The sequence below is a fragment of the Phenylobacterium sp. genome (assembly GCF_030693805.1).
In the GTDB taxonomy this organism is placed as follows: Bacteria; Pseudomonadota; Alphaproteobacteria; order Caulobacterales; family Caulobacteraceae; genus Phenylobacterium.
In genome coordinates this window covers 1-3,157 of sequence record NZ_JAUXZW010000142.1, presented here as the reverse complement: position 1 = coordinate 3,157, position 3,157 = coordinate 1, and the positions used below count along the sequence as shown (strand labels likewise).

Sequence of the window (3,157 nt, the reverse complement as noted above, 5' to 3'; positions counted from 1 at the left end):
GCCGCGGCCGGCAAGCCCGCGCCGCCGATGGGCACGCTGCGCGAGGGCGCGGCGCAGTCGCTGCTCGCGCCTGCAGCGACCCTGCTGGCTGCGCGTCAGCAGCAGCTCGGCATGGCCTACCTTCGCCTGGTGCTTCGGCTGGATCCCAAGCGCGACGAAGCCTGGGTGATGGTCGGCGATCTGCTGGCGTCGACCGACGACATGGAGGGCGCGCGCAACGCCTACAGCCAGCCCAAGCTGGGCTCGTCCGAGTATGCCGCTTCGCAGGCCAAGCTCGCCTGGACCTACCAGAACGAGAAGAAGCCCGAGATCGCCATCGAGATGGCGCGGAAGGCCGCGGCCGGCGGTGACGCCGATGCGCGGTTGACGCTGGCCGACCTCCTGCGGGTCAACGAGCAGTTCGCGGAGTCGGCCCAACTGCTGGACGGCCTGATCGCCGAGGCGCCCAAGCCGGACTGGCGGCTGCTCTACGCCCGCGGCATCGCCTACGAGCGGATGGGCGAGTGGGTGAAGGGCGAGGCCGACCTGCGCGCCGCCATGGCGCTGCGGCCCGAAGAGCCGGAACTGCTGAACTACCTGGGCTATTCGCTGATCGACCGTGGCGAGGACCTGCCTGACGCGCTGCTCATGGTCGAGAAGGCGGTGGCGGCCAATCCGCGGTCTGGCGCGATGATCGATTCCCTCGGCTGGGCGCACTACCGGCTCGGCCACTACCCCAAGGCGGTGGAGCTGCTTGAGGACGCGATCGAGCTCGAGGCCGGGGACCCTGAGGTCAACAACCATCTCGGCGACGCCTACTGGAGGGTAGGGCGGCGCGACGAAGCGGTGTTCCAGTGGCGGCGCGTGCTGACCCTCGACCCGCCTGAGAAGATCAAGCTGGACGCCGAAGCCAAGCTGAAGAATGGCCTCGGAACCGCGGGTCCGGCCAGCGCGCCCAAGGTCGCCGCCCAATAGGATGCCGGCCACCGCCTTCGCGCCGGCCAAGATCAATCTCTTCCTGCACGTCGGGGCGCCGCAGGCCGACGGTTATCATCCGCTGCGCAGCCTGATGGCGTTCGCCGACATGGGCGACCGGTTGAGCGCCGACCCATCTGCGGCGATGGAGGTGCGGGTGCGCGGGCCGAACGCCCACGCTCTTGACCATGAGGCGGACAACCTGGTCGCGCGCGCCGCGCGGGCGCTGGCCGCTCATGTCCGAACGCCGCTCGCGCCGTTTCGGCTGACGCTGGAGAAGCTGCTGCCGGTGGCGGCCGGCCTGGGCGGCGGCTCCAGCGACGCGGGGGCCGCCTTGCGCCTGCTCCGCGAGCTCTGGGGCCTGACGCTCTCCGATGCAGAGCTGGAGGCGGTGGCCGCTTCGCTGGGCGCGGACGGCGCGGCCTGCCTGTTCGGTCGCCCGGTGCTGGCCGAGGGGCGGGGAGAGCGGTTGACGCCCCTGGCGGCGTTGCCGGCGATCGACGCGGTGCTGGTCAACGCCGGCCCTGGCGTCTCGACCGCCAAGGTCTATGGCCGCTTCGACGCGATCGGCGTGTTCGATGTGATGGACGCTCATCCAGAGCCGCCGGCCTTCGAGGACGCCATCGAAGCGGCGTCCTGGCTCGCCACTCAGCGCAACGACCTGGAGGCCGCGGCCCGGCTGGTCGAGCCCAGCGTCGGCGATGTGCTGGACACCCTGGCCGGCGAACCCGAAGCGCTGCTCGCCCGCATGTCGGGATCGGGGGGAACGTGCTTTGCGCTATGCGCCAGCGACATCGAGGCGGAAGCCCTGGCCGAGCGTATGGAGAGCCTGGCGCCGGACTGGTGGGTGCGCCGCTGCCGCCTGGGCGGGCCCTGGCCCGACGACACCTGAATTTCAGGCAGGCGTGAAACGAAAAACGGGGGCCGCGAGGCCCCCGTTTCCCTTTGCGAAAGCCCAGGTCGCCCCGAGCCTCGCTCCCCTCCGACGAGACTTAAGAGTGGTAGGCGCGTTCGCCGTGCTCGACGATGTCCAGGCCCTCTTCCTCGGTGTCCTCGGAGACACGCATGCCCACCGTGAACTTGATGATGAAGAAGACGATGGAGCTCATCACGCCCGACCAGCAGATGGTCACCAGCACGCCCTTGAGCTGGGCCATGAACTGGGTCGCCATCGCGTAGGTCGCGGCGTCGCAGGTCGAGATGTCGCCATCGAGCGCGCACGTCGTGTAGTCGACGATGCCGGCGCCGCCCCAATCGGGGTTGACCAGCAGGCCGGTGGCCAGCGCGCCAAGGATGCCGCCGACCGCGTGGATGCCGAAGGCGTCCAGGCTGTCGTCGTACTTCAGGGCGTTCTTTACGACCGAGCAGAAGAACACGCACACCGGGCTGACGATGAGGCCCAGGATGATCGCGCCGACCGGTCCGGCGAAGCCGGCCGCAGGCGTGATCGCCACCAGACCGGCGACCAGGCCGGAGGCCAGGCCCAGCATGCTGGCCTTCTTACGCGTGACCCATTCGACCACCACCCAGGAGAGGCCCGCCGCGGCGGTCGCCACCAGGGTGTTGATCAGCGCGAGCGCCGCATAGCCGTTGGATTCAAGATTGGAGCCCGCGTTGAAGCCGAACCAGCCGACCCACAGGAGACCGGCGCCGACCAGAGTCAGCGTCAGCGAGTGGGGAGGCATGGCTTCGACGCGGTAGCCCTTGCGCGGGCCGAGGATCAGGGCGCCGACCAGCGCCGCGATGCCGGCGTTGATGTGCACGACGGTGCCGCCGGCGAAGTCCAGGGCGCCGAAGCCCCAGATCAGACCTGACTTGATGGCGTCCTTGGGCGCGTTGGCGATCGCGTCCGGCCCGGGCCACCACCACACCATGTGGGCCATCGGATAGTACGAGAGCAGCGGCCACAGGATGGCGAAGATCACCACGGCGGAGAATTTCATCCGCTCGGCGACGCCGCCCAGAACCAGGGCCGCGGTGATGCAGGCGAAGGTCATCTGGAAGCCGATAAACACCAGCTCCGGGATCGCGATGCCGGTCGAGAAGGTGGCGACCGTGCTGGCCGGCGTGACGTCCTTGAGGAACAGGCGTCCAAAGCCGCCGACGAAGGTGTCGAGGCCTCCGCCGTCGGTGAACGCAAGGCTGTAGCCCCAGAACACCCAGGCGATCATCCCGATCACGGTTACGGTGGAGACCTGCATCA

The 3,157-nt window shown here is 69.4% G+C and carries 3 protein-coding genes; 2 read left to right on the top strand and 1 reads right to left on the bottom strand.

Going from position 1 to position 3,157, the window contains the following annotated elements:
- Together Q8M88_RS06360 and Q8M88_RS06355 are read left to right on the top strand one after the other, a co-directional pair.
- Positions 1-954, top strand: a 954-nt coding sequence (locus Q8M88_RS06360) for a tetratricopeptide repeat protein (RefSeq protein ID WP_305595521.1), incomplete at its 5' end; no start/stop codon positions are given.
- Position 955: 1 nt separating this feature from the next.
- Positions 956-1,846: a 4-(cytidine 5'-diphospho)-2-C-methyl-D-erythritol kinase gene (locus Q8M88_RS06355; RefSeq protein WP_305595519.1), complete on the top strand. Its 891-nt coding sequence runs from the start codon at positions 956-958 to the stop codon at positions 1,844-1,846.
- 100 nt (positions 1,847-1,946) lie between these two features.
- Here Q8M88_RS06355 and Q8M88_RS06350 read toward each other — a convergent pair.
- On the bottom strand, positions 1,947-3,157 hold a 1,211-nt coding region (locus Q8M88_RS06350), incomplete at its 5' end, for an ammonium transporter (protein ID WP_305595517.1).

Coding starts and splice junctions, on each gene's coding strand:
- Q8M88_RS06355 (WP_305595519.1), top strand. CDS start 956: ATGCCGGCCACCGCCTTCGCGCCGGCCAAGATCAATCTCTTCCTGCAC.